Annotated in this window: 22 protein-coding genes, 1 tRNA gene and 1 riboswitch; of the genes, 5 read left to right on the plus strand and 18 right to left on the minus strand. The window is 72.5% G+C overall.

Annotated features, from left to right (window positions below):
* Window positions 1–288, minus strand: a 288-nt coding sequence (locus ACFW1I_RS17890) for a hypothetical protein (protein ID WP_384670672.1), incomplete at its 3' end; no start/stop codon positions are given.
* A gap of 55 nt (window positions 289–343) precedes the next feature.
* On the minus strand, window positions 344–1,216 hold the full coding sequence (locus ACFW1I_RS17895) for an alpha/beta fold hydrolase (RefSeq protein ID WP_384670673.1): 873 nt from the start codon (window positions 1,214–1,216) through the stop codon (window positions 344–346).
* A 103-nt stretch (window positions 1,217–1,319) separates the two neighbouring features.
* On the opposite strand from ACFW1I_RS17895, the gene ACFW1I_RS17900 reads away from it, so the two are divergent.
* The gene (locus tag ACFW1I_RS17900) at window positions 1,320–1,880 is read left to right on the plus strand and encodes a TetR/AcrR family transcriptional regulator (RefSeq protein WP_384670675.1); all 561 of its coding nucleotides are present in this window, start codon (window positions 1,320–1,322) and stop codon (window positions 1,878–1,880) included.
* A 63-nt stretch (window positions 1,881–1,943) separates the two neighbouring features.
* On the opposite strand, the gene ACFW1I_RS17905 is transcribed toward ACFW1I_RS17900, so the two are convergent.
* Both ACFW1I_RS17905 and ACFW1I_RS17910 read right to left on the minus strand, forming a co-directional pair.
* A complete protein-coding gene (locus tag ACFW1I_RS17905; RefSeq protein WP_384670677.1) occupies window positions 1,944–2,846 on the minus strand; it encodes a Bax inhibitor-1/YccA family protein in 903 nt (300 codons plus the stop codon).
* 218 nt (window positions 2,847–3,064) lie between these two features.
* Window positions 3,065–3,150 (minus strand) — tRNA-Leu (locus ACFW1I_RS17910).
* Between the two features lie 405 nt (window positions 3,151–3,555).
* Between ACFW1I_RS17910 and ACFW1I_RS17915 the strand changes: the two genes are divergently transcribed.
* Window positions 3,556–4,326, plus strand: coding sequence for an ABC transporter ATP-binding protein (locus ACFW1I_RS17915; protein ID WP_384670679.1), 771 nt, complete (start codon window positions 3,556–3,558; stop codon window positions 4,324–4,326).
* Window positions 4,327–4,403: 77 nt separating this feature from the next.
* Window positions 4,404–6,935: an ABC transporter permease gene (locus ACFW1I_RS17920; RefSeq protein ID WP_384670681.1), complete on the plus strand. Its 2,532-nt coding sequence runs from the start codon at window positions 4,404–4,406 to the stop codon at window positions 6,933–6,935.
* A gap of 52 nt (window positions 6,936–6,987) precedes the next feature.
* On the opposite strand, the gene ACFW1I_RS17925 is transcribed toward ACFW1I_RS17920, so the two are convergent.
* From ACFW1I_RS17925 to ACFW1I_RS17965, 9 genes are all read right to left on the minus strand, one after another.
* Entirely contained in the window at window positions 6,988–8,286 is a 1,299-nt protein-coding gene (locus ACFW1I_RS17925; RefSeq protein WP_384670684.1) for a class I SAM-dependent methyltransferase, read from the minus strand.
* Between the two features lie 174 nt (window positions 8,287–8,460).
* A complete protein-coding gene (locus tag ACFW1I_RS17930; protein WP_031013627.1) occupies window positions 8,461–9,852 on the minus strand; it encodes an NAD(P)/FAD-dependent oxidoreductase in 1,392 nt (463 codons plus the stop codon).
* 370 nt (window positions 9,853–10,222) lie between these two features.
* Window positions 10,223–11,137, minus strand: coding sequence for an exopolyphosphatase (locus ACFW1I_RS17935; RefSeq protein WP_384670688.1), 915 nt, complete (start codon window positions 11,135–11,137; stop codon window positions 10,223–10,225).
* Window positions 11,134–11,670: a DUF501 domain-containing protein gene (locus ACFW1I_RS17940; protein WP_384670689.1), complete on the minus strand. Its 537-nt coding sequence runs from the start codon at window positions 11,668–11,670 to the stop codon at window positions 11,134–11,136. Before ACFW1I_RS17940 ends, ACFW1I_RS17935 begins: the two co-directional genes overlap by 4 nt.
* A 22-nt stretch (window positions 11,671–11,692) precedes the next feature.
* Complete coding sequence (locus ACFW1I_RS17945) at window positions 11,693–12,163, minus strand: septum formation initiator family protein (RefSeq protein ID WP_384670692.1); 471 nt, start codon at window positions 12,161–12,163, stop codon at window positions 11,693–11,695.
* Window positions 12,164–12,265: 102 nt separating this feature from the next.
* A complete protein-coding gene (gene eno, locus ACFW1I_RS17950; RefSeq protein ID WP_031013622.1) occupies window positions 12,266–13,552 on the minus strand; it encodes a phosphopyruvate hydratase in 1,287 nt (428 codons plus the stop codon).
* A gap of 288 nt (window positions 13,553–13,840) precedes the next feature.
* A complete protein-coding gene (locus ACFW1I_RS17955; RefSeq protein ID WP_384670694.1) occupies window positions 13,841–14,578 on the minus strand; it encodes a transglycosylase family protein in 738 nt (245 codons plus the stop codon).
* Window positions 14,579–14,582: 4 nt separating this feature from the next.
* A riboswitch (cyclic di-AMP (ydaO/yuaA leader) is annotated at window positions 14,583–14,760 on the minus strand.
* 264 nt (window positions 14,761–15,024) lie between these two features.
* Window positions 15,025–16,149: a transglycosylase family protein gene (locus ACFW1I_RS17960; protein WP_384670697.1), complete on the minus strand. Its 1,125-nt coding sequence runs from the start codon at window positions 16,147–16,149 to the stop codon at window positions 15,025–15,027.
* A 151-nt stretch (window positions 16,150–16,300) separates the two neighbouring features.
* Complete coding sequence (locus ACFW1I_RS17965; RefSeq protein WP_384670699.1) at window positions 16,301–17,644, minus strand: cytochrome P450; 1,344 nt, start codon at window positions 17,642–17,644, stop codon at window positions 16,301–16,303.
* Window positions 17,645–17,745: 101 nt separating this feature from the next.
* Between ACFW1I_RS17965 and ACFW1I_RS17970 the strand changes: the two genes are divergently transcribed.
* Window positions 17,746–18,957 (plus strand): globin domain-containing protein, encoded by a 1,212-nt coding sequence (locus tag ACFW1I_RS17970; RefSeq protein ID WP_384670702.1) that lies wholly within the window; start codon window positions 17,746–17,748, stop codon window positions 18,955–18,957.
* A 9-nt stretch (window positions 18,958–18,966) separates the two neighbouring features.
* On the opposite strand, the gene ACFW1I_RS17975 is transcribed toward ACFW1I_RS17970, so the two are convergent.
* The 4 genes from ACFW1I_RS17975 to ACFW1I_RS17990 all read right to left on the minus strand — a co-directional run bounded on the left by ACFW1I_RS17975 (window position 18,967) and on the right by ACFW1I_RS17990 (window position 22,298).
* A complete protein-coding gene (locus ACFW1I_RS17975) occupies window positions 18,967–19,446 on the minus strand; it encodes an RrF2 family transcriptional regulator (protein ID WP_384670705.1) in 480 nt (159 codons plus the stop codon).
* 55 nt (window positions 19,447–19,501) lie between these two features.
* On the minus strand, window positions 19,502–20,461 hold the full coding sequence (locus ACFW1I_RS17980; protein ID WP_384670707.1) for a nucleoside triphosphate pyrophosphohydrolase: 960 nt from the start codon (window positions 20,459–20,461) through the stop codon (window positions 19,502–19,504).
* Window positions 20,462–20,487: 26 nt separating this feature from the next.
* Window positions 20,488–21,180 (minus strand): SurA N-terminal domain-containing protein, encoded by a 693-nt coding sequence (locus ACFW1I_RS17985; protein ID WP_384670709.1) that lies wholly within the window; start codon window positions 21,178–21,180, stop codon window positions 20,488–20,490.
* Window positions 21,181–21,302: 122 nt separating this feature from the next.
* A complete protein-coding gene (locus tag ACFW1I_RS17990; RefSeq protein WP_319007641.1) occupies window positions 21,303–22,298 on the minus strand; it encodes a glycosyltransferase family 2 protein in 996 nt (331 codons plus the stop codon).
* Between the two features lie 126 nt (window positions 22,299–22,424).
* Here ACFW1I_RS17990 and ACFW1I_RS17995 point away from each other — a divergent pair, with 126 nt between their 5' ends.
* Window positions 22,425–24,857, plus strand: coding sequence for a YfhO family protein (locus ACFW1I_RS17995; protein ID WP_384670711.1), 2,433 nt, complete (start codon window positions 22,425–22,427; stop codon window positions 24,855–24,857).
* A 153-nt stretch (window positions 24,858–25,010) separates the two neighbouring features.
* On the opposite strand, the gene ACFW1I_RS18000 is transcribed toward ACFW1I_RS17995, so the two are convergent.
* A complete protein-coding gene (locus ACFW1I_RS18000; protein ID WP_384670714.1) occupies window positions 25,011–25,403 on the minus strand; it encodes a VOC family protein in 393 nt (130 codons plus the stop codon).
* Window positions 25,404–25,412: the final 9 nt, after the last annotated feature.

The raw sequence follows: 25,412 nt of genomic DNA on the forward strand, positions 1-25,412 counted from the left end.
GCCATCGACCAGCACCCGCTCGGGGGAGGCGGAGGGGGCCGTTCGCAGAGCAAGGGCCTGGTCGTGCCCGGCCACCGCGAGCTGGTCGGCCACGACGAAGACCCCCGCGTCGGGGATGGTGCGCGGCTCCAGGCCCGGCGTCTCCATCGCCTGCGCCCGTACCGCCAGCTCCCGCGCCAGCGCCAGCCCCTCCGCGGCCGCCCCCTGCTGGAGGCGGCTCTGCGGGGCCGCCCGCAGCCGGTCGGCGAAACGTTCCACGGCGGTGGTCAGGTCACTCGTATCCAGCACGCGCCCGACCCTACCGGGGTGGGGACCCCCGTCCCCCACCCCGGCCCGCGGCCGGTCACTTCGCGTGGCGTCCGAGGAAGTCGCGGACCAGGGCCGCGATCTCCTCGCCGTGGGTCTCCAGGGCGAAGTGCCCGGCGTCGAGCAGGTGGATCTCCGCGTCGGGCAGGTCCCGGGCGAACGCCTCGGCGCCGGCCGGGCCGAAGATCTCGTCGTGGCGCCCCCAGGCGGCGAGCAGCGGCGGCCGGTGGGTGCGGAAGTACTCCTGGAAGGCCGGGTAGCCGTCGAGGTTGAACTGGTAGTCCCAGAAGAGCTGGAGCTGGATCTCCTTGTTGCCGGGGCGGTCGAGGCCGGCCTGGTCCAGGGTCCAGGTCTCGGGGGCGATCCGGTCGAGCCGGTCGGCGGGGACGCCGTGGGTGTACTGCCAGCGGGTGGCCTCGGCGGTGAGCAGCTCGCGCACCGCCGGCTCGTGGGCCGCCCGGTCCCGGGCGTGGGCGAAGAGGACGTCCCAGAAGGGCGTGAAGCCCTCCAGGTAGGCGTTGCCGCTCTGGGTGACGATCGCGGTGACGCGCTCGGGGTTCCGGGAGGCGATCCGCAGGCCGATGGGGGCGCCGTAGTCCTGGATGTAGAGCGCGAAGCGCTCCACGCCGATCCGGTCGAGCAGTCCGAGGGTGATCTCGGTGAGCTTCTCGAAGCCGTACGCGAAGTCCTCGACGGCCGGGGCGGCGGAGGCGCCGAAGCCGATGTGGTCGGGGGCGATCAGGTGGTACGAGTCGGCGAGCTCGGCGATGAGGCCCCGGTACATGTGCGAGCTGGACGGGAAGCCGTGCAGCAGGACGAGGGTCGGGTTCGCCGGGTCGCCGGCCTCCCGGTAGAAGACGTCGAGCCCGTCGACGGTGACGGTGTGGGCGCGCAGGGCGAAGCTGGACATGGCTGACTCCCCGTTTCCGGTCTCCGATCGGGAGAACGATCGTTCTCCCGATGCCCTGTAGAGTAGGAGAACGATGGTTCTCCACGCAAGGGGTGAGCGGACGATGGATGCGGAAACCGCCGGGCTGAAGGTGCTCGACACCGCGGAGCGACTCTTCGACGAACGGGGGGTGCAGGCCGTCGGCATGGACGCCATCCGCTCCGCGTCCGGCGTCTCGCTCAAGCGGCTGTACCAGGTCTTCCCGTCCAAGGAACTGCTCGTGGAAGCCGTCCTGAGGCGCCGGGACGAGGCCGTCAGGGGCTCGCTGGCCGCACACGGCGCCCGGGTCGCCGACGGGCCGTACGAGCGCGCCCTGGCGGCCTTCGACTGGCTCGGCGCCTGGTTCGCGGAGCCCGGCTTCCGCGGCTGCGCCTTCATCAACGCCTTCGGGGAGCTCGGCGGGGTCACCCCGTCCGTGGCCGCGATCGCCCGCGACCACAAGGAGGCCGTCCGGGCCTACTTCGCCGAGCAGACCGACGCCCTGGGCGCCCCGCCGGACCTCGCCGACCAGCTGGCCCTGCTCGCCAACGGCGCCATGGCGATCGCCGGCATCACCGGCTCCCCCGAGCCGGCCGCCCGGGCGAAGGCGGCGGCCCGTGTCCTGCTCGACGCGGCGCGCCCCTGAGCACGCGGAAGGGCCCGCCCGGCACGAAGCCGGACGGGCCCTTCCCCCGAGTCACGGGGTGCGTCAGTCGTCGCCCTGGAGGATCGACAGCAGACGCAGCATCTCCAGGTAGATCCACACCAGGGTCATGGTGAGACCGAAGGCGGCCAGCCACGCCTCCTCGCGCGGGGCACCGTAGGTGATGCCGTCCTCGACCTGCTTGAAGTCGAGGGCCAGGAAGCAGGCGCCCAGGATGATGCCGATGACACCGAAGAGGATGCCGAGGCCACCGCTGCGGAAGCCGAGGCCGTCGCCGCCGGCGAAGACCGCGAAGAGCAGGTTGACCACCATGAGCAGCATGAAGCCCATGGCCGCGGCGATCACGAAGCCGGTGAAGCGGCGGTTGACCCGGATCCAGCCCATCTTGTAGGCGACGAGCACGCCGGCGAAGACCGCCATCGTGCCGAGCACCGCCTGGACGACGACGCCGTCGGCGATGTACGTCGAGACGGCCGCCGAGATCACGCCGAGGAAGACGCCCTCGAAGGCCGCGTAGCCCAGGATGAGCGCCGGCGACGGCGTGCGCTTGAACGACTGCACCAGCGACAGGACCAGGGCGACCAGGGCGGCGCCGATGGCGATGCCGTAGGACTTGCCGAGGTTCGCCGGGTCGACCGGCAGCAGCAGCCAGGACAGGACGGCGGTGAGCACGACCGTGCCGAGCGTCATGGCCGTACGGCTCACGACGTCGTCGATCGTCATCACGTTGCCGCGCGCCTGCTGCGGGGCGCCCGTCTGGACGTCCTGCGGCGCGTAGGGGTTGGTGGCGTACGGGTTGGTCGCACCGTCCGCGTACGGGTTGCCGGTCGCGTACGGGTTGGTTCCGACGGCGGGGCCCCCGGCCTGCGGCTGCTGCGCGTTGAAGCCCGCGTAGCCGTTGTCGCGGCTGAACCCCCGTCGCGAGAAGACCGGGTTGCTGCTCCTCATCTCACTCCTCCATGGACGGCCGCGCGCGCGGCCCTGCGTCAAGGGTAATGCGTAGGCAAAAGAAACTCTCTAGTGCTCGGGGAGGATCTTTTACGACAACTTTCGATCTTCCCCGGCCACCCGGGGGCCACCCGGACCGGAGGGTGAAGGGAGAGTGACGGGAGTGCGAGGAGGAGGGGCTCGTGCGCCGGGCCGCAGGCGTCCGCCTGAGGCCCTGGTGGTGCCCGGAACCGGACTTGAACCGGTACGGCCCGAAGGCCAGCGAGGTTTAAGCTCGCCGTGTCTGCAATTCCACCATCCGGGCGTTGCCGCGATGCTCCGCGTTGGCACAGGAGCCTATCGGGGCCCTTCCCTCGTTCAGCGGAACGAGCGACCGATGTTGTCTTATTTTATTGACGTCTGAGGGTGCGTCAGCGCAGGTGAGCGGTGTTTTCGCAAACTGTGACCGGGGTCGCAGGCGCAAAGCTGCCACCCCCGGATTGACCAGATCTCGACGCATGTGTGTCACCTCCGTCGTCGGGGTCGGGGTCATACCAGAGGAGGACCCACGGGGGTCCCGGTCCGACCCAAGGCGGCCCTCCGAACGGGCACGTGGACGGACGACCCGGGCAGAAACGTTCGAAACGATGGAGTGGTTCCCGGGAGACCGGGTTTCCCGATCAGCCAGCCGCGATCAGCCGTGATCACCGTCGTGACAGGAGTCCCCCTCGTGACCACCACCCCCACCGTGCCCCGCGTCACCGCCGTGGCCGCCCGCGCCACGGAGCTCACGAAGGTCTACGGAGAGGGCGAGACCCAGGTGGTCGCGCTCGACCGGGTCAGCGTGGACTTCCGCCAGGGCGAGTTCACCGCGATCATGGGCCCCTCCGGCTCCGGCAAGTCGACGCTCATGCACTGCGTCGCCGGCCTCGACTCCTTCTCCTCCGGCTCGGTCCGGATCGGCGACACCGAGCTGTCCACCCTCAAGGACAAGCACCTCACCCAGCTCCGCCGGGACAAGATCGGCTTCATCTTCCAGGCGTTCAACCTGCTGCCGACCCTGACCGCCATGGAGAACATCACGCTCCCCATGGACATCGCCGGCCGCAGGCCCGACCAGGCGTGGGTCCGGCAGGTCATCGACATGCTCGGCCTCTCCGGCCGCCTCAAGCACCGCCCGACCGAGCTCTCCGGCGGCCAGCAGCAGCGCGTCGCCGTCGCCCGCGCCCTCGCCTCCCGGCCCGAGATCGTCTTCGGCGACGAGCCCACCGGAAACCTGGACTCGCGCTCCGGCGCCGAGGTCCTCGGCTTCCTCCGCAACTCGGTCCGCGAGCTCGGCCAGACCGTCGTCATGGTCACCCACGACCCCGTCGCCGCCTCCTACGCCGACCGCGTCATCTTCCTGGCCGACGGCCGGATCGTCGACGAGATGCTGCGCCCCTCCGCCGACGGCGTCCTCGACCGCATGAAGGCGTTCGACGCCAAGGGCCGTACGAGCTGACGCGCCGCGGCCCCGCGCCCGCCGGCGCCGAGGCCCCGCACCCGACTCCCGTCCCGCCTTCCTCCAGGACCTCACCCATGTTCCGTACCGCCCTGCGCAACGTCCTCGCGCACAAGGCGCGGCTGCTGATGACCGTGCTCGCCGTGATGCTCGGCGTCGCCTTCGTCTCTGGCACCCTCGTCTTCACCGACACCCTCTCCCAGGCCTTCCGCAGCCAGTCCGCGAAGAGCTACGACGACGTCGCCGTGGCCGTCGCCCTGCGACCGGACCCCGAGGAGGCCGCCAAGAACCCCGGCCTCTCCCAGGCCACCGTCGACAAGGTCGCGAAGCTCGACGGCGTCACCGGCGTCCAGCCCCGCGTCGACGGCTTCGCCGGCGTCCCGGACGCGAAGGGCAAGCTGATCGGCTCCGGCTGGTCCAACAAGGGCACCAACTTCGCCCCCGGTCCCGACGGCAAGGACCCGGCCCTCGCCTTCACCACCGGCGCCGGCCCCACCGAGCCGGGCCAGATCGCCCTCGACAAGGAGACCGCCGAGAAGGGCGGCTACCAGGTCGGCGAGCGGGTCCGCGTCGCCACCAACGGCCCGGTGAAGGAGTACACCCTCTCCGGCGTCTTCACCACCGAGGACGGCGCCGTCAACGCCGGCGGCAGCCTCGTCGTCTTCGACGCCCCGGTCGCCCAGAAGCTCTACCTGAAGCCCGGCTACTACTCCGATCTGAACGTCTCGGCCGCCGCCGGCGCCGACGCGGACAAGCTCCGCGACGAGGTCCTCAAGGTCGTCCCGAAGGCCGCCACCGCCCAGACCGGCGCGGACCTGGCCGACGAGCAGGCCCGCGAGATCGAGTCCGGCCTCGGCAACCTCAAGTGGATGCTGCTCGCCTTCGCCGGCATCGCGCTCTTCGTCGGCGTCTTCCTGATCGCCAACACCTTCACCATGCTGGTCGCCCAGCGCACCAAGGAACTGGCCCTGATGCGCGCGGTCGGTGCCTCGCGCAAGCAGATCACCCGCTCCGTCCTCGCCGAGGCCGGCATCGTCGGCCTGGTCGCCTCCGCCGTCGGCTACGTCCTCGGCGTCGGGCTCGCCGTGGGCCTGCGCTCCGGCATGGCCGCCTTCGACCTGAAGGTCCCGGGCGGCGAGCTGGTGCTCGGTGCCACCCCGGTCCTCGCCGCCTTCGGCGTCGGCGTCGTCATCACCATGCTGGCCGCCTGGCTGCCCGGCCGCCGCGCCGCGAAGATCCCTCCGGTCGCCGCCATGAACAGCGTCCACGCCACCCCGAACACCAAGTCGCTCGTCGTACGGAACGCGATCGGCGCCGCCGTCACCGCGATCGGCGCCGTCCTCATCGTGCTCGGTGCCAACACCGGCGGCGAAGAGGGCCGCATGATCATCGCGGGCGGCGCCTTCGCCGCCCTCATCGGGGTCATCATCCTCATCCCCTTCCTGTCCCGGCCCGTGATCGCCCTGATCCGCCCCTTCTTCGTGAAGGTCTTCGGGATCTCCGGCAAGCTCGCCGGACTCAACGCGGTCCGCAACCCGCGCCGCACCGGCGCCACCGCCTCCGCGCTCGCCATCGGCCTCACCCTGGTCACCGGCCTCACGGTGATCGGCGTCAGCGCCGGCCAGGCCCTCGACAAGATGACCGTCGACAACATCAAGGCCGACTACATGGTCACCATGGCCAGCGGCGACGGCCTGTCGCAGGAGGCCCTGACGGCCCTGGAGAAGGCCCCGGGCGTCACCGCGGTCTCCCCGCAGCAGGCCGGCGCCTTCGACCTCAAGGGCACGTACGTCTCCGCCTCCGGCGTCACCCCCGGCGACATCGAGAAGGTCCTCAAGGTCGACGTCGTGAACGGCTCGCTGGCCGGGCTCGCCGACGGACAGATCGCCGTCGCCGAGAAGACCGCCACCAAGCGCGGCCTGAAGGTCGGCGCCTCCGTCCCCGTCGAGTACCTGGACAAGAAGAAGGGCGAGCTGAAGGTCGCCGCGGTCTACAAGGACAGCGAGTTCCTCTCCCCCGTCCTCGTCGACACGAAGATCCTCGACGCGCACGACCCGCAGAAGTACATCCCGCAGATCTTCGTCTCCACCGACGGCGGCCCCAGCGACGCCCGCGAGCAGGCCCTGATCAAGGCCATGGGCGACAACCCCGCCATCTCCGTCATGGACGAGAAGGACATCCGCGACACCTTCGGCGGGTCGATCAACCTGATGCTCAACATCATGTACGGCCTGCTCGCGATGGCCCTGATCATCGCCGTCCTCGGCGTCGTCAACACCCTCGCGATGTCCGTCTTCGAGCGGCAGCAGGAGATCGGCATGATCCGGGCGATCGGTCTCGACCGCCGCCGGGTGAAGCGCATGGTCCGCCTGGAGGCCGTGGTCATCTCGGTCTTCGGCGCCATCGTCGGCATCGGCCTCGGCACCTTCCTCGCCTGGGCCATCGGCAAGACCTTCGAGTCGAGCCTGCCGGGCTACGGCCTGGTCGTGCCGTGGGACCGGGTCGGGATCTTCCTGGTCCTGGCCGGCCTGGTCGGCGTGCTGGCCTCGCTCTGGCCGGCCCGCAGCGCCGCCCGCCTGAACATGCTCACCGCCATCAAGGCCGAGTAGGTCCGGGCAGCGGCAAGGGCCGGAGTCCCCGCGGGGGCTCCGGCCCTTGCTGCTATTCCGTCCACTCCCGCGACCGCAGCGGCAGCCCGCTCGTCCCCGACACCGGCGTCCGCACCGCCAGGAACTGGTTCACGCCGATCCGGTTGCGCTCGAAGGAGACCGCCGAGGCCGCCATGTAGAGCCGCCAGATCCGGGCCCGGCCGGGCGAGGTGAGCCGGACCGCCCGGTCCCACTCCCGCTCCAGGTTCGCCACCCAGCGGCGCAGCGTCAGCGCGTAGTGCTCGCGGATCGCCTCCACGTCCCGGACCTCGAAGCCGGCGTCCTCCAGGGTCGTCAGGGTGCGGCCCATCGGGGCGAGTTCGCCGTCCGGGAAGACGTACGCGTCGATGAAGGCGTCCACGTGGTACGCCTCCTCGTCGGGCTCCGGGCGGCGGGAGATCTGGTGGTTCAGGAGCCGTCCGCCGGGCTTCAGGAGGCCGTACAGGATGTCGGCGTACTCCCGGTACCGCACGGCGCCGACGTGCTCGGCCATGCCGATGGAGGAGATCGCGTCGAAGGGGCCGTCGGGCACGTCGCGGTAGTCCTGGACCCGGATCTCGATCCGGTCGGCGAGCCCCTCCTCGGCGATCCGCTTGCGGGCGAAGGCGGCCTGCTCGCGGGAGAGGGTGATGCCGACGACCCGGGCGCCGTACTCACGGGCCGCGTGGATCGCCATCGAGCCCCAGCCGCAGCCCACGTCGAGCAGCCGGTCGCCCTCCTTCAGGCCCAGCTTGCGGGCGATCAGGTCCAGCTTGTCCCGCTGGGCGTCCTCCAGGGTCCCGTCCGGGGTCCAGTAGGCGCACGAGTAGACCATCGACGGGCCGAGCACCAGCGCGTAGAAGTCGTTGCCCACGTCGTAGTGGTGACTGATCGCCTGCTTGTCGCGGCGCTTGCTGTGCCGGCCTCCGCTGCGGCCCCTGACCTCCTCGGCCGGCGGCTTCGGCGGCGGCAGCGGCCCGGCCAGCCGGAGCAGCGCCGCCACGGCGCCCCGGACGCGCGGGTCGCGGACGGCGGAGAGCAGCCCGCCGCCGGTCTCCCCGTCGCGGTCCCAGATCAGCCCGGAGAGCGCGTCCAGGGCCTCGTAGAGGTCCCCCTCGACGTCGATGTCGCCCGCCACCCAGGCGCGGGCCAGGCCCAGTTCACCGGGCTTCCAGATCATCCTGCGCAGCGCCCTGCGGTCCCTGACGACGAGGACCGGGCCGGTTCCCGCGGGGCCCGCCTCGCTGCCGTCCCAGGCGCGCAGGCGCACCGGGAGGGGACTTCCCAGCAGTTCCTCGGCGAGAGTCGCGAGCCGCGTCGCGGCGTCGGCCATGGTGACACACCTCCGTGGTCTTGCCCCAGACTGTCGTCCGTCACCAAGGGAACACCGTCGGTAGGGATTTCCCATCCCGCCGCGACGCAACGACTCGGCAAAACGCCCCGAAAACACGCCGAAGGGCCGCCCGCACCACGGATGACGGACGGCCCTTCGGTACTGCTGGAGGTGTTACGACGCCTTGGCCTTCTCCGGGGCCGGCGCGGCCGCGGCGGGGGCCGGGGCGGGCTTGGCGGCCTCGTAGAACTCCTCGCGCGGCGTCTCCATGGCGCCGAGCGAGACGACCTCGCGCTTGAGGAACATGCCGAGGGTCCAGTCGGCGAAAACGCGGATCTTGCGGTTGAAGGTCGGCATCGCCATGCCGTGGTAGCCACGGTGCATGTACCAGGCGAGACGGCCCTTGAGCTTGATCTTGAACTTGCCCATGACGATCATGGCCACGCCCTTGTGCAGGCCGAGACCCGCGACCGCGCCCTTGTTGGCGTGGCTGTAGGTCCGCTGCTCGAAGCCGCGCATGCCGGACACGACGTTGTCGCCGAGGACCTTGGCCTGGCGCAGCGCGTGCTGGGCGTTCGGCGGGCACCAGGCGCGCTCGGCCGGGACGCCGGCCTTGATCGCGGCCAGGTCCGGGACCTGGGCGTTGTCGCCCGCGGCCCAGACGTAGTCGAGGCCGTTGACCTGGAGCTTCTCGTTGCAGTCCACGTGGCCGCGGGGGCCGAGCGGCAGACCGAAGCGGGCGAGGGCCGGGTTCGGCTTGACGCCGGCGGTCCACACGATGGTGTTGGAGTCGACCTCGAGGCCGTTCTTGAGCACGACGTGGCCGTCCACGCAGGAGTCCATGGAGGTCTCCAGGTAGATCTCGATGCCGCGGCTCTCCAGGTGCTCCTTGCCGTACTGGCCGAGCTTGGGGCCCACCTCGGGGAGGATCTTGTCGGCGGCGTCGACCAGCACGAAGCGCATGTCCTCGCGGGACACGTTCGTGTAGTACTTGGCCGCGTCGCGGGCCATGTCCTCGACCTCGCCGATGGTCTCGGCGCCGGCGAAGCCACCGCCGACGAAGACGAAGGTCAGGGCCTTGCGGCGGACCTCCTCGTCGGTGGTCGAGTCGGCCTTGTCCAGCTGCTCGAGGACGTGGTTGCGCAGCCCGATGGCCTCCTCGATGCCCTTCATGCCGATGCCCTGCTCGGCGAGGCCGGGGATCGGGAAGGTGCGGGAGACGGCACCCATCGAGATGACCAGGTAGTCGAACGGCAGCTCGTACGCCTCGCCGACGAGCGGCGCGATCGTGGCGACCTTGCGGTCCTGGTCGATGGTGGTGACCCGGCCGGTGAGCACCTCGGCTCCGCGCACGACGCGCCGCAGCGGGACGACGACGTGGCGCGGCGAGATGCTGCCGGCGGCGGCTTCGGGGAGGAAGGGCTGGTACGTCATGTACGACCGCGGGTCGACGACCGTGACGGTCGCCTCGGCGTAACGCATCTTCTTGAGGATGCGCCGCGCGGCGTACAGGCCAACGTACCCGCCGCCTACGATGAGGATCCTGGGACGCTCCGTGGTGCTCATGGCATCGAGTATCCACCCACTCGTGGGGGTCACCTCGTGCGCCCCTTCACAAGCTTCCGGGGGTGCTCTGCTACACTCCGCCGCCCACGTGATCCAGGTCATGGTCGTGCAAAGGAACCGGAATGCAGTGGTGAACGTTGTTCACCCCTACTGAACTGGCCTGGAGAGCCCCCGTTAACGCTGAAGCAGCGGGTGCGTTCACACGATGGAAACTTCGAGCGAAGTGGCCTCCGCGCCTGCGAAAGGGCCCTGAGGACCCCCTCGGAAGGCCCGAAGACCTCCCTCGGGCGCCATCAGGGCCCTTTTCCTTGTGAAGAACTTCACGAAGCTTTCCCGACGGGGTGTCGCCGGGTGCCTCGATAGGTGCCCGCTATGCCACGGATAGGGCGATCCCATCGAGGATGTCGTGCTCGCTGACCACGACCTCGGTGGCGCCGACCCGCTCCACGATCTCCTGGAGGACGAGCGCGCCGGCCACGATGACGTCCACCCGGCCGGGGTGGATGACGGGGATGGCGGCCCGCTCGTCGTGGGTGGAGGCGAGCAGCCGGCCGGTGACCTCGGCGACCTGGGCGGCGGAGATCCGGGAGTGATGGACCTTCTCGGAGTCGTACTCCGGCAGCCCGAGGGCGATGGCGGCGACGGTGGTGACGGAGCCGGCCAGGCCGACGAGGGTCTCGGCGGCCTCGATCGGGACGGTCTCGGCGGCCAGGTCGAGGGCGGCGCGGACGTCGACGCGGATGGCCTCGGCCTCCTCGGCGGTCGGCGGGTCGTGCCGGACGTGCCGTTCGGTGAGGCGGACGCAGCCGATGTCGACGGAGCGGGCGGCCTCGACGTGCCGGTTGCCGACGACGAACTCGGTGGAGCCGCCGCCGATGTCCACGACCAGCCGCCGGTCGTCGCCGTGCAGCTCGCCGGTGGCGCCGGTGAAGGAGAACTCGGCCTCCTGGTCGCCGGTGATGACCTCGGGCTCGACGCCGAGGATGGCCACCACCCCGTCGACGAACTCCTGCCGGTTCTCGGCGTCGCGGGAGGCGGAGGTGGCGACGAAGCGGACCCGCTCGGCGCCCAGCTCCCGGATGACGGCGGCGTACTCGCGGCAGGCCGCGAAGGTCCGCTCCAGCGCCTCGGGGGCGAGCCGGCCGGTCCTGTCGACGCCCTGGCCGAGCCGGACGATCGTCATCCGCCGGTCCAGCTCGACGAGGTCGCCGGTCTCCGGGTGGACGTCGGCGACGAGGAGGCGGATGGAGTTGGTGCCGCAGTCGATTCCGGCGACCCGGGTCATTCCGCGCTCTCCTTCTCCGCGCACGGGTTCACGCACGGGCCCTTGGCCCACCACTCGGGGAGCATCGCCAGGGCCTCGTCGCCGAACGGGTTGACGCCCGGGCCGGCGACGAGCGAGTGGCCGACGAGGACGTGCAGGCACTTCACGCGGTCGGGCATGCCGCCGGCGCTGGGGAAGCCCTCCAGGACCTCGATGGCGTCACGGCGGGCGATGTAGTCCTCGTGCGCGGCGCGGTAGGCGTCGGCGAGCTCCGGGTCGGTGGCGAGCCGGGCCTGCATCTCCTTCATGACCCCGTTGGCCTCCAGGGTGCCGATGGCCGAGGCCGCCCGGGGGCAGGTGAGGTAGTACGTGGTCGGGAAGGGGGTGCCGTCGGGCAGCCGGGGCGCGGTCTCGACGACGTCCGGGTTGCCGCAGGGGCAGCGGTGCGCGATGGCGCGCAGGCCGCGGGGCGGCCGGCCGAGCTGGGCCTCGAAGGCGGCGACGTCCGCCTCGGTGGGCTCGGTGCGTTCGGTCTGCGGAGGGGGCGTTTCCATCGTGGATCCTGAGTCGGGTCGGTCAGTGGCGGTCGGCGTGGTCGACGCCGTCCCAGAGGTTGTCGTACCAGGGGCGGTCGGCCGTGCCCTGGTCGGCGCGGGGGCGGTCGGCCGCCCCGGGGTCGTTCACGGTGAAGCCGGTCTCGCCGGGGAGCACGTAGTGGAGGTGTTCACGGGCGAGGCGGCGGACGTAGGCGGGGTCCTGGAGGCGGGCCTTCTCGTCCCGCAGCTCCTCGACCCGCCGGGCCGCCTCGGCGGCCTTGCGCTCCTGGTCGGCGATCTCGCCCTGCTGGGAGACGTAGCTCCGTATCGGGTAGGCGAGGGCGACGACGAGGGAGCAGACGACCAGGGCGAGGAAGGCGGCGCGGCCGGTGAGCCGGGAGCGCCGGGCCTGGCGCCGGGTCTGGGAGCGGTAGACACGGGCGGCGGTCTGCTCGCCGATCAGCCTGATCCGGGTCGCGGTCGAGAACCGGTCCCGGTCCTTCACGGCCATGTCGTGTCGCCTCCCCTGTCTCCGGTGTCCCTCAAACGTGCGTCCCCGCACACGGTACGGGACCGGGTGCGGGGACGGACGGAACTACGGTGCCGGGGCAGGTCAGCCCTTGAAGCGCGGGAAGGCGCTGCGGCCGGCGTAGACGGCGGCGTCGTCGAGGATCTCCTCGATGCGCAGCAGCTGGTTGTACTTGGCGACGCGCTCGGAGCGGGCCGGGGCGCCGGTCTTGATCTGGCCGCAGTTGGTGGCGACGGCGAGGTCGGCGATGGTGACGTCCTCGGTCTCGCCGGAGCGGTGGGACATCATGCACTTGAAGCCGTTGCGCTGGGCGAGCTCGACGGCGTCGAGGGTCTCGGTCAGCGAGCCGATCTGGTTGACCTTCACCAGGAGGGCGTTGGCGGACTTCTCCTCGATGCCGCGGGCGAGGCGCTCGGGGTTGGTGACGAAGAGGTCGTCGCCGACGAGCTGGACCTTGTCGCCGAGCTTCTCGGTGATGACGTTCCAGCCGGCCCAGTCGTCCTCGAACAGCGGGTCCTCGATGGAGACGAGCGGGTACGCGGAGACGAGCTCCTCGTAGTACTCGGTCATCTCGGCGGCGGAGCGCTCCTTGCCCTCGAAGAGGTACTTGCCGTCCTTGTAGAACTCGGAGGCGGCGACGTCCAGGGCGAGGGCGACGTCCTTGCCGGGCACGTAGCCGGCCTGCTTGATGGCCTCCAGGATGAGGTCGAGCGCCTCACGGTTGGAGCCGAGGTTCGGGGCGAAGCCGCCCTCGTCGCCGAGGCCGGTGGAGAGGCCCTTGGTCTTCAGGACGGACTTGAGGGTGTGGTAGACCTCGGTGCCCCAGCGCAGCGCCTCGGAGAAGGACTCCGCGCCGATCGGGGCGATCATGAACTCCTGGATGTCGACGTTGGAGTCGGCGTGCGACCCACCGTTGAGGATGTTCATCATCGGAACGGGCAGCAGGTGCGCGTTCGGGCCGCCCAGGTAGCGGAAGAGCGGGAGGTCGCTGGCCTCGGAGGCGGCGTGCGCGACGGCGAGGGAGACGCCGAGGATGGCGTTGGCGCCGAGCGACGACTTGTCCGGGGTGGCGTCCAGGTCGAACATGGCCTGGTCGATCAGGCGCTGCTCGGTGGCGTCGTAGCCGACGAGCTCCGGGCCGATCTGCTCGATGACGGCGAGGACGGCCTTCTCGACACCCTTGCCGAGGTAGCGGTTCTGGTCACCGTCGCGGAGCTCCAGGGCCTCGAACGCACCGGTGGAGGCACCGGACGGCACGGCAGCACGGCCGGTGCTGCCGTCGTCGAGGCCGACCTCGACCTCGACCGTGGGGTTGCCTCGGGAGTCCAGGATTTCCCGGGCTACGACGACGTCGATGGACGGCACGAGCATCTCCTTCTGGGATGTGACGCTAGGTGTGACGCATGGTCGCAAGGTCTCGTTCGCCTTGCGACAAGAGCCTAACCGGCTCCGGCGCTCCGGCCAGCCGACCGCCCGTCCCCTGGGACGAAAAAGGGCCCAAGAGCATCCAGTAGGGGACGAAAGACCCGGAATCTACTGGACGGTAACGGCAGAACCCCGGTCCGGAGCCACGGGGGAAGGGGGCTCGGGACCGGGGTGGTCACCGCGGGAGGGTCGTCGGGTGCCGGTGAGCCGCCGGACTCACCGCCACCGCGGGCCTTACTTCAGGTGGAGCTGCTGGCCCGGGTAGATCAGGTCGGCGTTCTCGACGACGTCCTCGTTGAGCTCGAAGAGCTTCGCCCAGCCGCCCTCGACGCCCTGCGCCTCGGCGATCTTGCTGAGGGTGTCGCCGGCGACGACCTTGTACTCGCCGTCGCCCTTCTTGACCTTCTTGCCGGTCGGGGTGGTGACGGTCTTCTTGGCGGCGGCCTGCGGGGCGGCCTGGGCGGCGCGCTCCGGGGCCTGGCGCTGCTCGCTGCGGGTGGCGGGGCGCTCCGTGGAGCGCTCGGGGGCGCTCTGCTGCGGGGCGGCCTGCTCGGTGCTCTGCTGCTGCGGAGCGGCCTCGGCGGAGCCGCCGTCGTAGGAGGCGGAGGAGAGGCCGACGCCGCAGCTCGGCCAGGCGCCCTTGCCCTGGCCCGCGAGGACCTTCTCGGCGATGGCGATCTGCTGCGACTTGCTGGCCTGGTCGGCGGTGGAGGCGTAGGCGGTGCCGCCGTACGCGGCCCAGGTGGAGGCCGAGAACTGCAGGCCGCCGTAGTAGCCGTTGCCCGTGTTGATGGACCAGTTGCCGCCGGACTCGCACTGGGCGACGCGGTCCCACTCGGAGGAGGTGGCGGCGGAAGCGGTGCCCGCGGCCATCAGCGGGGCGGCGACGGCCGCGCCGGTGACGCCGACGAGGGCGACGACGCGGGTGGCCTTGGAGGGACGACGACGCTTGCCCGTGCCGGAGAACAGCATGGAGTTTCCTCTTCACCGACGCCTGTGAGGTGAGCTGTCGGGTTCGGGCTTGAAGAGTTCGCCCGGCCGCGTGTCCTTGCACGCGGCTTCACCCCTAGCCGGTCCGTTCGGCCGTCAGTCTCAACGGCCGGGACCGGCGCAAACCTTGGGTCCCCCACTCCTGCCTGCGGCGCTTTCGCGACGACAGTTCCCGGCGGCCGACGGCAGGACTCGGCGTTTCGGTCGACGGGGCCCGCGGTGGCGAGCGGTGTCGACCGTAGACACACAGGTGCTCGAAGTTCAAAGGGCCTTACGACGGACAAATCGCCCTTACTTGCACTCCGTCAGACCTCGTTTGCGCAGGTGAGAGCTGACGGAAGCAAAGTTTGCGGACGTGACACGCCAGTTGGGACGAAGAGACCCATGTCTCACTTTCCCAAAATCGGACATACAGCCCTGAAACGACCTCACTTCTCCGCTGCGGGGTCCGTCAGTTCAAGGCTCTGACCAGGAAGGATGAGATCCGGATCGGCGCCGACCGTCTGGCGGTTGGCGTCATAGAGCGCGTCCCAGCCGCCGGCGAGGTCGTTCGCCTGAGCGATCTCCGACAGGCTGTCACCCGGCCGCACGGTGTACGCGTCACTTGCGCCCGAGTTGACGGGGGTTGAGGTGACCTTGTCCGCAGCTGCGGCATGTCGACCGGAATCCTGAGAGGTGTCCGTTGTGTCGGATTCCTCCGGTGCCGCCTCGCCCCGATGCTTGCCCGTCCCGGGTGTGGCCGACGACACGTCAGACCCGTCCGCGCCGGGGGTCACCGGAGTGGTGGGCGTCACGGGCGCCTTCGAGTCGTCCGGGGACGCGACCGGGGCGTCCGGGGTGCCCGTGGAGGCGTCCGGGGCGCCGGGCGCGGTGGTCGCAGGCGGCGGCGTGACCGTCCCCGTGGGGGCCGGGGTCGTGGGCGCCGGGGTGGTGGCGGACTTCGCGGGGGCGGTGGGCGCGGCCGGGGCCGTGGTGGTCCCCGCCGCCTTCTCGGCCGCCCGCTCCGCCTTGTCGGCGCGCTCGGTGGCCGGCGCGGTCGTCCCGGCGGTCTCCGTCGCCTCCGGCCGGGCGTCGGCGGCGGCCCTCGTGGAGGTGCCGCCGGTCCAGTTGGACTCGGGCGCGACGCCGCCCTCTTCCTCCTCCTGGACCGCGGGGCCCGGCTGGACGCCGGTCGCCCTGCCGTCGTTCTCCAGACCGGCGATGGGCGCGCAGGTGGCCCAGTCGGTGCTGCCGGAGGCGAGCGCCTTCTCGGCGACGGTGATCTGCTGCGCGCGGCTGGCGAGGTCGGGGCTGGGGGCGTACGCGAGTCCGCCGTGCCGCTCCCACGCCTCCTGCGTCATCTGGAGGCCGCCGTAGGCGCCGTTGCCGAAGTTGGCGCTCCACTGCCCCCCGGACTCGCAGGCGGCGACCCGGTCCCAGGTGGCCGCGTCGGCGGCGGAGGCGGAGCCGGTGGCGAGCAGCGGCAGCGCCAGGGCGGATCCGGTCACTCCGGCGGTGACGACGAGCGCGGGAGCCTGGCGGGGTCGACGGTGTCGTCCGTTTCCGGAAAGCATGTCGGGGCCTTTCGCGTGACGGCGGGGACGGCGGGTGCGCCTGGGACGGCCGGGATGGGGCCGAACGTTGGCGCGAACGTAGCCGCATTCGAACGTCCGTCACAAGTCGATGGCTGCGCGATCACGCGAAGATCACATTTCTGACACGCCGTCATCCGCCGTGACGGGGTGCGGAAGGGGTGAACTCCACCGGAAGCGTGCGCAACCCCCGCATGATGAGCCCGCCGCGCCACCGCAGTTCGTCCGGATCGGCGCCAAGTCGCAGGTCCGGCAGGCGGGTCAGGAGGGTGGCGAGCGCGGTCTGCCCCTCCAGCCGGGCGAGCGGCGCGCCCAGGCAGTAGTGGATGCCGTGGCCGTAGCCCAGGTGCTGGTTGTCCTTGCGGGCGAGGTCGAGGGTGTCCGGCGCGCCGAAGCGGTCCGGGTCGCGGTCGGCCGCCGCGAGGACGACGAGGACCGGGTCGCCGGCCGGGATCGGCTGCCCGCCGAGGGTGAGGCCGGTGGTCGCGTACCGCCAGGTCGCCAGCTCGACCGGCCCGTCGTACCGCAGCAGTTCCTCGACGCCGGTCTCCAGGAGCCCGGTCTCCCCGGCGGCGAGCGAGGACTGGAGGAGGGCCCGCTGGTCCGGGTTGCGCAGCAGGGCGTAGGTGCCGTTGCCGATCAGGTTGATGGTCGTCTCGAAGCCGGCGAAGAGCAGCACGAAGCACATGGCGACGGCCTCGGCCTCGGTGAGGTGGTCGCCGTGGTCGGAGGCGCGGATCAGCCCGGAGATGAGGTCGTCGGCCCCTTCCTCCCCCAGGCCGTCCCGCTTCCGGTGGATCAGCTCCGCGAGATAGCCGCGGATCTTCTTCACCGACCGCGCCACCCCGCCCCGCGGGCCGCCGCCGTGCCGGATCATCATCCCGGCCCAGTCCCGGAAGTCGTCCTGGTCCTCGGCGGGGACGCCGAGCATGTCGCAGATGGCGTAGATGGGCAGCGGGAAGGCGAACTCGTGGATGAGGTCGGCGCTCCCCCGCTCGGCGAAGCCGTCGATCAGCCGGTCCGCCAGCTCCTGCACGCGCGGCGCGAAGGCGGCGACCCGGCGCGGGGTGAACGCCTTCGACACCAGGCGCCGCAGCCGGGTGTGGTCCGGCGGGTCGATGTTGAGGAGGTGGGTCATCAGACCGGCGCTGCGCTCGCCCGGGATGCCTGTCTTGCCCGGTTCGGCGTGGTGCACGGGGTTCTTGGACAGCCGCTGGTCGGCGAGGGCCTGCCGGGCGTCCGCGTACCGGGTGACGAGCCAGGCCTCGACGCCGCTGGGCAGGGTGGTCCGGTGCACCGGCGCGTGCTCCCGCAGCCAGGCGTACGCCGGGTAGGGGTCGCTCGCGAACTCCCAGCTGAAGAGGGCGGGCACCGGCCCGTCGGCGGCGCCGGAGACCGGGCAGGAGGCGGCGGCCGGGGCGGGGCTCGTACGGGGCGTTCCGGGCGTACCGGGCGTCGGGGCGGGTCCTTCACTCACGCCCCGACCGTACCGTCCGGGCCACCGGGCCCCCGCGGCCGACCTGACGTGATCACCGGCCGGTGACCACGCCGTGACGGCCCGTGCCCTACATTTCCCGCGTGGACCTCCCCTTGCTCAGAAGCACGTTCGCGGTCGTCGAGAGACGGGCCGAACACGCCGTCACGTACTTCTACTCGCACCTCTTCTGGCGCAACCCCGGAGTGCGGGAGCTCTTCCCCGAGGACATGGCCCCGCAGCGCGACCGGCTGTTCGCCGCGCTCACCCACGTGGTGACCGGCCTCGACGAGCCCGGGCTCCCCGACTACCTGGGGCGGCTCGGCCGCGACCACCGCAAGTTCCTCGCCACCCCCGCCCTCTACGCGGCGGTCGGCGAGAGCCTGCTCGCCGCCTTCGCGCACGCCGCCGGGTCGGCGTGGACGATCGAGGCGGAGAAGGCGTGGTCCGAGGCGTACGGGCGGGTCGCCGAGATGATGCTGCGGGGCGCCGACGAGTCCGCGGCGGCCGGGGAGCCCGCCTGGTGGGACGCGGACGTCGTCGGCCACGAGCGGCACGGCGACGACCTGGCCGTCCTCACCCTCCGCCCCCGCCGGCCGTTCCCCTATCTCCCCGGCCAGTACGCCGGCGTCAGCTCGCTCCGGGTCCCCCGCGTGTGGCGCACCTACTCGCTCGGCAACGCCCCCCGCCCGGACGGCACCCTCGACCTGCACGTGAGCCGCATCCGGGGCGGGGCGATGAGCACGGCCCTGGTGGACGACGTCCGCCCGGGCGAGACGCTGCGGCTGAGCGCGGCCGGCGGCGCGGCGGTCTGCCGTACGGCCCCGGGCGAGCTGCGTACCTACATATGCGCCGGTACGGGCTGGGCGCCGGTGAAGGCCCTCCTGGAGGAGGCGGCCGGGGCCGACCCGGCGGCCGAGGGCCGGATCTTCATGGTGGCCCGGTCCCGCGAGTACCTGTACGGGCGGGAGGACCTGGACCGGCTGGCCGCCCGGCTCCCCGGCCTGAGCGTCACGCACATCACCTCGGCCCCCCGCCACCCCCGCGACCAGGCGACCGAGCGCCTGCTGACCGCGCTGCGGGCCTGCGGGCGCTGGCCCGACCACGACGTCCATCTGGCCGGCCCGCCCGGCTTCCTCACCGAGGTCGCCGAGGTCCTGGCGGAGCTGGGCGCCGACCCGGCCCGCACCCGGCACGACGCCCTCCCGCCGGTCGGCCGCTTCAGCGCCCGCCCGGCCTCCCGCGCCGAGTGGCTGCTCCAGCCGCCCGCGGTCCACTGGCACGACCCGGCGGCACGCGCCCCGCGACAGGCCTGACGGCTCCGGTCAGAGGCTCGCGAACCGCCGGCGGGTGGTCTCCGGGGTGCGCGGCCGCCGGCCCTCGACCTCGGCCTTGAGGTCGGCGAGCGTCTGCGCGGCGAGCTCCCGGCGCCAGGCCAGCTCGCCCCGGCGCATGGCGCCGGAGACGGCGCACGTCCTGCGGTAGTCGACGTCCGCGCGCCCGCCCGGCCCCTGGCGGAGGATCTCCTGGCAGCGGAAGGCGTCCTCGGCCCCCTCGATCGCGGTCACCACGTCGAGCACCGTGATGTCGCCCGGGGCGCGGGCCAGCCGGAAGCCGCCGCGCGGGCCGGTGGTGGAGGTGAGGATGCCGGCCCGGACGAGGGCCTGGAGCTGCTTGTTGAGATAGGCCGCGGGCAGCTCGTAGAACGCCGCCAGCTGGGTCGCCTTGACCGCCGCCCCGTCCTCCACCCAGGTCAGGTTGAGGCAGCTGTGCAGCGCCCACTCGACGCCCTCGCTCATCTGCATGTTCTGGATACTACCCATCCGAAACCCACTGCGGCGGTGGGCCGGCCGCGGGCCCTCACAGCCCTTCGGCCGCCCGGATCGCGTCCCGGTACGCCCGGGCCGCCGCCCGCAGCGCCGCCTCCGGGTCGACGCCGTCGGCCTCCGCGCGGGCCGCGAGGGCCAGCAGCTCGTAGCCGATGCCGGCGCCCTCCGGGAGCGGCACGTCGAGTCCGGCCGTGCGGACCCGGCTCGCGAGCTTCGCGGCGAGCGCCAGGCCCGGCTGCCCGACCGGCACCCCGTCGGTCACGGACTCCCGGCCCTTCTCGACGGCCTTGGCGGCCAGCCAGTGGGCGCGGACGTCCTCGGGGGTCTCGGCGGTCTCGTCGCCGAAGATGTGCGGATGGCGCTGGATCAGCTTCTCGACGAGGGTGCCGGCCACGTCGTCGACGGAGAACGGCTCCTCGGCGTCCTCCTCGGCGATCCGCGCGTGGAAGACGACCTGGAGGAGGACGTCCCCCAGCTCCTCGCGCAGCTCGTGCCGGTCGCCGGCCTCGATCGCCTCGACCAGTTCGTACGCCTCCTCGATGGCGTACTTGGCGAGGCCCTGGTGCGTCTGGAGCGAGGACCAGGGGCACCGGCGCCGGATGACGTCCATGACCTGGACGAGGTCGAGGAGGCGGGCGCCGGGCAGGTCGTACGAGCCGGGCAGCAGCTCCAGGTCGGGCATGGCGATCCGGCCGGAGCCGGCCAGTCGCGCGAGCCCGTCGGTGAGGCCCCGGTCGCCCTCGCCGGAGGGCAGGACCAGGACGGTACGGCCCCCGGCGCAGGCGGCGACCAGCTCCTCCGCGGTGGGGCGGAGGTGCTCGACGGCGACGCCCGCCTCCCGCAGATAGGGCAGCTGGGGGTGGTGCTCGTCCGGGCAGAGGACCCGGTCGGCGCCGCGCAGCGCCTCCCAGGCGGGCCAGGACAGCAGTCCGGGCGCCACCCGGTGGCTGGCGGTGAGCAGGACGACGCGGCCGGGGTTCTCGGAAGTCACCCTTCGAACCTACCCCGGGAGCGGGGTCAGCCCGGCAGCTGCTCGGCTCCGGCGGCGCCCTGCCCCTGGGTGACCCGGACCAGCCAGGGGGCGGTGTCGGCGCCGGTGTCGAGCTGGACCTTGGTGTCGTCCCAGGCGCCGTAGCGCGGGTTCACGTCGATGTCGAGGGACTTCGACGCGGTGGCGAAGAGGTCCTGGAGCTTCTGCTGGCCCTCGGGGGTCTCGGTGATCCCCAGCTTCTCGATGATCTTCGTCATCAGGACGTTGCGCCGGACGACGTCGCCGATCTGGCCGGGGGCGACGCCCTGCTGCTGGAGCAGGACGGCCTCCAGGCCCTCCTTGCCGCCGTTCTCGCGGACGAACGCCTCGCGGGTCTCCTGCAGTTCGGCGCGGCTGGCGGTGACGCCCTGGTCGGCGGCGACCTTGCCGAGGATCCGGTCGAAGATCATGCCGTTGAGCTTCTGCCGGCCGAGGTCGCCGGTGGCGGCGATCAGCTGGGCGGACTGCGGGGACGCCGACTGCGCGTCGCGGGCCGCCCGCACCTCGGCCTGCAGGGCGGAGACGTCGATCCGCTCGCCCCCGACGACGGCCGCCGCCCCTGGATGGGCCTCGCCGCCGCAGGCGGTCAGCAGCGGGGCCGCGGCGAGGAGCGCGGCGGAGAGGGCAAACGCGGTGCGGCGGCGTGCGGGGCTGTCGTGGCGGCGGTCGCGGCGGTGCAAAGGAGCCTCCCGGGCTGGTCGTGCGTCAGTTGGACGACCTTGCGGTGATCGATGGTAGGGAGTCGCCGAGGCCGTAGCCACTCCTTCGCAGCGACAACTTGCGCGTCACCGTGGAACGGGGGTCACTTCCGGACGACCGTCTCCCACAACGAGGCACCCGCCGCCCGGGTGTCGGCCCGGGCGCCCTCCTTCTCGCGGCCCGCGTGCGTCTCGGCCACCAGGTAGTGCGGCCTGCGCTTCACCTCGTAGTAGATGCGGCCGACGTATTCGCCGATCAGCCCGACCATGACCATCTGGACGCCGGCGAGGGCGGTGACGGCGACGAGGAGCGTGACGTAACCCGGCGTGTCGACGCCGTGCGCGAGGGCGTCGGCGACGATCCAGCCGGCGTACGCGAGGGCGAGCGAGACCAGCAGCAGGCCGAGGTAGACGGCGGCGCGCAGCGGCTTGTTGTTGAAGGAGAGCAGGCCGTCGAGGCCGTAGTTGAGGAGCTTGCCGAAGGTCCACTTGGACCGGCCCTCCTCGCGCACCGCGTTCTCGTAGGCGAAGGTCGTGGTCCGGAAGCCGACCCAGGAGAACAGCCCCTTGGAGAAGCGGTTGTACTCCCCCAGGCCGAGGATCGCGTCGACCGTGCGCCGGGACAGCAGCCGGAAGTCGCCCACGCCGTCCACGAGTTCGACGTCCACCAGCCGGTTGATCGCCCAGTAGTAGACGCGGGCGGTGAGGGTGCGGGTGACCCGGTCGCCCTCCCGGGTACGACGGGCGACGACCTGGTCGTACCCCTCGGCGTGCAGCGCGACCATCCGGTGCACCAGCTCCGGCGGGTGCTGGAGGTCGGCGTCCATGATGACGACGGCGTCGCCGGCCGCGTGCCGGAGACCGGCCAGCATGGCGGCCTCCTTGCCGAAGTTGCGGCTGAAGGAGACGAAGCGGACCCGGGCGGGGTCGGCGGCGGCGAGGTCCCGCAGGATCGGGAGGGTCCGGTCGCGGCTTCCGTCGTCCACGTAGACGATCTCGAAGTCGCCCTCCAGGGCGTCGAGTTCCTTCGTCACATGGGAGTGGAAGCGGGCGAGGACGTCCTCCTCGTTGAAGCAGGGGACGACGAGAGAGAGCAGCACATCCGACACCCAAAGGCAGGCCGGTGACCCGCCCGCCCCACCGGGGTGACGCCGAGACGACCATTGCGTGAACTGCCCCGCGGCGGCCGTCCCGCGCCCCTCCGGCGCTGCGATATTCGACCCGCCATGCGAACTGCCCTGCGAACCGCCACCCCCGGAACCGCCGCCCCGGGAACCCCTCCCGCGCCCCGCCGCGGCACGGCCGCCGCCTCCGCCCTGGCCGCGCTGCTCACCGCCGTCGCCGTCTGCGCCGGGGACGCGGCGGCCCGGGTCTTCCCCTTCGGCCCGCGCCACCGGTCGGTGAACGACCTGGCCAACCAGTTCGTCCCCTTCCACGCCCACCTGTGGGACCTGCTGCACGGCCGCGCCGACGGCGGCCTCCTGCTGAACTGGCAGTCGGGCTGGGGCACGAGCTTCCTCCCCGACCTCGGCACCTATCTGTCGAGCCCGCTGGCACCCCTGGTCGCGCTGGCCCCGCGCGCCGACATCGAGTACGCCGTCTACGCCCTCACCGTCCTGAAGACCGCCCTCGCGGCGGCCGCGACCGCGTTCCTCCTGCGCCGGCTCTCCACCGCCCCCGCCTGGTGGTGGCCGGCGGTGCTCGGCGCCGGGTACGCCCTGTGCGGCTGGTCGGTGGTGGAGGGCACGTACAACCCGATGTGGCTGGACGGCCTGATCGCCTTCCCGCTGCTGTGCCTGGTGGCGGAGTGGGCCCGCGAGGGCGTCCGCCCGCTGCTGTCCGTGCTGACGGTGGCGGTCTGCTGGACGGCGAACTTCTACACCGCCTACATGGCGACGCTCGGCGCCGCCCTCTTCCTCCTCGCCCGCCTGGCGACGACCGGCCCCTTCCGGCCCCGCGCGCTGCTGCGGGCCGCGACGGCCACCGTGCTCGGGACCGGCCTCGCCGCGCCCGTGCTCGTCCCCGTCCTGCTGTCGACCCGGCAGGCGTACCCGGGCGTCGTCCGGGACTTCGAGGCGGCGGGCGCGGCCGACGTGCTGGCCCGGCTGCTGCCGGGGACGTACGGCTTCGCCACCCCGGCCGCGTTCGTCGCCGCCCCGGTGCTGCTGCTCGCGGCGACGCTCGCCTTCCGCAAGGACGTGCCGGGCCGGGAACGGTGGGTGTGGACCGGTCTCGTCCTCGGCACGGCGCTCTCCCTCCAGTGGGGCCCGACGCACCTGGTGTGGCACCTCTTCGCCACGCCGAACGGCAGCCCGTACCGCCAGACCTTCGTCCTCTCCGGACTGCTCGTCGTCGCCGCCCACACCGGTCTCGCCCGCGGCCTGCCCGGCCGGCGGGCCCTCGCCGGCGGAGCCGCCGTCGTCCTCGCGCTGACGGCCGGCGCCCTCCCCAGCGACCTCGCCACCCGGCCCGCGCTGCTCCTCGCCGTCGCCGGGCTCGCCGCCGTGGCGGGCGCCCTCGCGCTCCCCCGCCGCCCCCGGTACGCCGTCCTCGCCGCGCTGCTCGTCACCAGTGCGCTGCTCGGCCAGGCCGCCGCGACCACCGCGTACGCGGACCGCAGACGGCCGGCGCACCTCGACGACTACCCGCCGTACGGCCCCGGGCAGGAACGCCGGGCGGCGGCCCTGGCGGCGGCCGGCGGCATGCCCGCGTACCGCACCGACCCGGGCCTCCCCCGGGTCGCCGGCAACGACCCGCTGCTCCTGGGCGGCCAGGGCGCCGCCTACTACAGCAGCCACACCCCCGCCGTCCTCACCGAACTGCTCACCGCCCTCGGCGGCGGCTGGACCTCCCGCGGCCGCAACCTCCAGAGCCTCGACAACCCGGTGACGGACGCGCTGTTCGCGGTCGGCGCCCGGTGGCGGGACGGCGAGGTCGTCCGTACGGCGACGAGGCTGCCGCTCGTGACGGTACGGCCGCCGGCCCCCGCGCCCGTCCTCGGCCCGGACCCCTTCCGCAACCAGGAACTCCTCCTCGGCGCCGGGGTGTACACCCGCCCGGCGGGGACCGGATCCTGCCCGGTGGGAACGGAGGTCTTCCTCTGGGCCCCCGAGCGCACGGGCGAGGCCCGCCTCGGCACCGGCGCCCCGGTGCGGCTCCTCGGCGGCGGACCCAAGCGGCGCGCCGCGATGGCCTCCCTGGGCGTCCAGCGCGCCGCCGGCGACCGCCCCCGGCTCCCGACGGGCAGGGGCCCGGCCGAGGTCGGCTGCCTGGACCACGACCGGCTCCGGGCGGCGGTGACGGCCCTGCGGGACCGGGCCGCCGTCACCGTGGAGACCACGTCGACGGGGCTCACCGCCCGCCTCCCGGCAGGCACGACCGGCACGGTGGTGGTCGCCGCCCCGGCCATCCCCGGCTGGCGCTGCGAGGACCGCGCGCCGGAGCCGTACGCGGGCCTCCTCGCCGTCCGGGTCACCGCGGCGACCACTGTGACCTGCACGTTCCGCCCACCGGGCCTGCTGCCGGGCCTGGCGGCGGCGGGAGCGACACTCCTGGCGCTGGCGCGCCGTCTCTGTGGGCAGGCGTCCCGTCCCTGTGGGCAGGCGTCCCGCAGGGCGGGACGGGTGGGCACAGGGACGGCGCCCCTTGCCGGGCCCTAGGCTTCCGCGCCTGAACCCGCACCGGCTGTACGGCTCCGTACGGGTGCGGGTCCAGGCTCGGGGCGCGGAGGCACCGCTGAGGGTGCCGTTCCGTTGTGCCCACCCGTTCCGCCCCAGCGGAACGATTGCCCACAACGAAACGGCGCTACGGCGCTACGGGCGCTTGTACGGGGTCGTCATGATCTCCATGTTGTGGCCGTCCGGGTCGGCGAAGTACGCGCCGCGGCCGCCGAAGAGGCCGTTCACCTCGTGCGGCCGGGTGTGGGACGGGTCCGCGAAATAGGTGACCCCGGCCGCCTCCAGGCGGTCGATCATCGCGTCGAAGTCCTCGTCACGGACGAGGAAGGCGTAGTGCTGCCCCTGGATGGGCCCTTCGGGCGCCTGGTAGAAGTCGAGCGTCACGCCGTTGGCGAGGTCGACGGGGAGGAAGGGGCCGAAGGGGGCTCCCACCTCCAGGCCGAGGATCCCGGCGAGGAAACGGGCGGAGGCGGAGCGGTCGGAGGAGTGGATGACGGTGTGGTTCAGCTGGACGGTAGGAAGGGTCACGCTTCCGAC

The organism is Streptomyces sp. NPDC058955 (genome assembly GCF_042741435.1).
Classification (GTDB): Bacteria; Actinomycetota; Actinomycetes; order Streptomycetales; family Streptomycetaceae; genus Streptomyces.

What these genes read in the sequence shown, in the direction of transcription:
- ACFW1I_RS17975 (WP_384670705.1), bottom strand. Translation starts at nt 19,446, where the DNA reads ATGCAGATGAGCGAGGGCGTCGAGTGGGCGCTGCACAGCTGCCTCAAC.
- ACFW1I_RS17925 (WP_384670684.1), bottom strand. Translation starts at nt 8,286, where the DNA reads ATGGCCGACGCCGCGACGCGGCTCGCGACTCTCGCCGAGGAACTGCTG.
- ACFW1I_RS17945 (WP_384670692.1), bottom strand. Translation starts at nt 12,163, where the DNA reads ATGGCCGTGAAGGACCGGGACCGGTTCTCGACCGCGACCCGGATCAGG.
- ACFW1I_RS17960 (WP_384670697.1), bottom strand. Translation starts at nt 16,149, where the DNA reads ATGCTTTCCGGAAACGGACGACACCGTCGACCCCGCCAGGCTCCCGCG.
- ACFW1I_RS17955 (WP_384670694.1), bottom strand. Translation starts at nt 14,578, where the DNA reads ATGCTGTTCTCCGGCACGGGCAAGCGTCGTCGTCCCTCCAAGGCCACC.
- ACFW1I_RS17920 (WP_384670681.1), top strand. Translation starts at nt 4,404, where the DNA reads ATGTTCCGTACCGCCCTGCGCAACGTCCTCGCGCACAAGGCGCGGCTG.
- eno (WP_031013622.1), bottom strand. Translation starts at nt 13,552, where the DNA reads ATGCTCGTGCCGTCCATCGACGTCGTCGTAGCCCGGGAAATCCTGGAC.
- ACFW1I_RS17895 (WP_384670673.1), bottom strand. Translation starts at nt 1,216, where the DNA reads ATGTCCAGCTTCGCCCTGCGCGCCCACACCGTCACCGTCGACGGGCTC.
- ACFW1I_RS17930 (WP_031013627.1), bottom strand. Translation starts at nt 9,852, where the DNA reads ATGAGCACCACGGAGCGTCCCAGGATCCTCATCGTAGGCGGCGGGTAC.
- ACFW1I_RS17900 (WP_384670675.1), top strand. Translation starts at nt 1,320, where the DNA reads ATGGATGCGGAAACCGCCGGGCTGAAGGTGCTCGACACCGCGGAGCGA.
- ACFW1I_RS17905 (WP_384670677.1), bottom strand. Translation starts at nt 2,846, where the DNA reads ATGAGGAGCAGCAACCCGGTCTTCTCGCGACGGGGGTTCAGCCGCGAC.
- ACFW1I_RS17940 (WP_384670689.1), bottom strand. Translation starts at nt 11,670, where the DNA reads ATGGAAACGCCCCCTCCGCAGACCGAACGCACCGAGCCCACCGAGGCG.
- ACFW1I_RS17935 (WP_384670688.1), bottom strand. Translation starts at nt 11,137, where the DNA reads ATGACCCGGGTCGCCGGAATCGACTGCGGCACCAACTCCATCCGCCTC.
- ACFW1I_RS17995 (WP_384670711.1), top strand. Translation starts at nt 22,425, where the DNA reads ATGCGAACTGCCCTGCGAACCGCCACCCCCGGAACCGCCGCCCCGGGA.